This window comes from Streptomyces sp. NPDC005820 (genome assembly GCF_040630255.1).
GTDB lineage: Bacteria > Actinomycetota > Actinomycetes > Streptomycetales > Streptomycetaceae > Streptomyces.
The window spans coordinates 1-1,481 of sequence record NZ_JBEXXE010000131.1 but is presented as its reverse complement, the minus strand read 5'-3'; the positions used below and the strand labels follow the sequence as shown (position 1 = coordinate 1,481).

The 1,481-nt window shown below is 69.8% G+C and carries 1 protein-coding gene; it reads left to right on the top strand.

Translation table 11 applies throughout. From position 1 onward, the window contains the following. The first annotated feature begins 227 nt into the window (after positions 1-227). Positions 228-1,439: an IS110 family transposase gene (locus ABZ464_RS52040; protein WP_359290057.1), complete on the top strand. Its 1,212-nt coding sequence runs from the start codon at positions 228-230 to the stop codon at positions 1,437-1,439. The last annotated feature ends 42 nt before the right edge of the window (positions 1,440-1,481 follow it).

Here is a 1,481-nt window from a genome sequence, read left to right as displayed (position 1 = left end):
GCCCATTACCTTCCTCGTAGAGCCCGGTTCGGGCTCGTGGCCTTCAGGGCCGGTATGACTCGTTGCCCCTGTCCTTGATGATCCGGGGGGTGCTGTCGCCGGTCCTGGCGGCACCGGTTGATCGCTGATGGAAGCGTGTCCGCCTTCGGGTAGGGCTGCGTAATGTGGCTGCCGATCTCCGGTGCCCGGTGGGGCCACCGGTTGTGACTCCGGGGAGGGAAAGCCCGGTGACCAGCAACAACTTCACGTCGATCGATGTGTTCTGCGCGTTGGACGTGGGCAAGTCCGCCCACCATGGCACGGCTCTGCTGGCTGACGGCCGTACGACTTTCGACAAACCGCTGCCCAACGGCGAGCCCCAGCTGCGCGAGCTGTTCACACGCCTCAAGCGCAAGGGAAAGGTCCTGGTCGTGGTCGACCAGCCGGCCTCCATCGGCACCCTGGCGGTGACCGTCGCCCGCGCCTGCGGGTGCGAAGTCGCCTATCTCCCGGGCCTGTCGATGCGCCGGCTGGCCGATCTGCACCCCGGCACCGGCAAGACCGACGCCCGCGATGCCTACGTCATCGCCGATGCCGCCCGCACCATGCCCCACCTGCTGCACTCCATCGACCCCGACGAAAGCGTGCGGGCCGAACTGACCATGGTCCTGGGCCACGACGACGACCTCGCCCAGGACGCCACCCGCACCTCCAACCGGCTGCGCGGACTGCTCACCTCCATCCACCCCGCCCTCGAACGCGTCCTCGGACCCCGCCTGCGGCACCCGGCCGTGCTGGCCCTGCTGCAGACCTTCGGCTCCCCGGCCGAACTGGCCCAGGCCGGCACCGAGCAGATCGCGCAGGTCATGCTTCAGGCGGCGCCGCGGATGCGCAGTGCCCGCACCCTGGCCGAGCAGATCACCGCCGCGCTGGCCGAGCAGACGGTGCAGGTCCCCGGCACGGCCTCGGCTGGCGAGATCGTCTCCGGCCTGGCCGAGGCCCTCGCAGTCCTCCTCAAGCGCCGGGCCATCCTGGAGATGCGGGTCGCCGCCCTGCTGGACGCCCACCCTCTCGCGAAGGTCCTGACCTCCATGCCCGGGGTCGCGGTCAGGACCGGTGCCCGCATCCTGGCCGAGGTCGGTGACGCCAGCGCGTTCCCCACCGCCGCCCACCTGGCCTCCTATGCGGGACTGACCCCCACCACCCGTCGTTCCGGGACCTCCATCCGGGGCGAAGGACCGCCCCGCGGGGGCAACAAGATGCTCAAACGGGCTCTGTTCCTGGCCTCGTTCGCCTCGCTCAGCAGCCCCGAATCGCGGGCCTACTACGACAGGAAGCGCGCGGAAAAGAAGCGCCACAACGCCGCCCTCATCTGCCTCACCCGCCGCCGCGTCGACGTCCTGCACGCCATGCTCAAGCACCGTGCCCTCTACCAGCCCGGACACGAACAAACAGCCTGACCAAGCCCACAGCCCTTGACCGAACAGATAGAAGCACCCCCC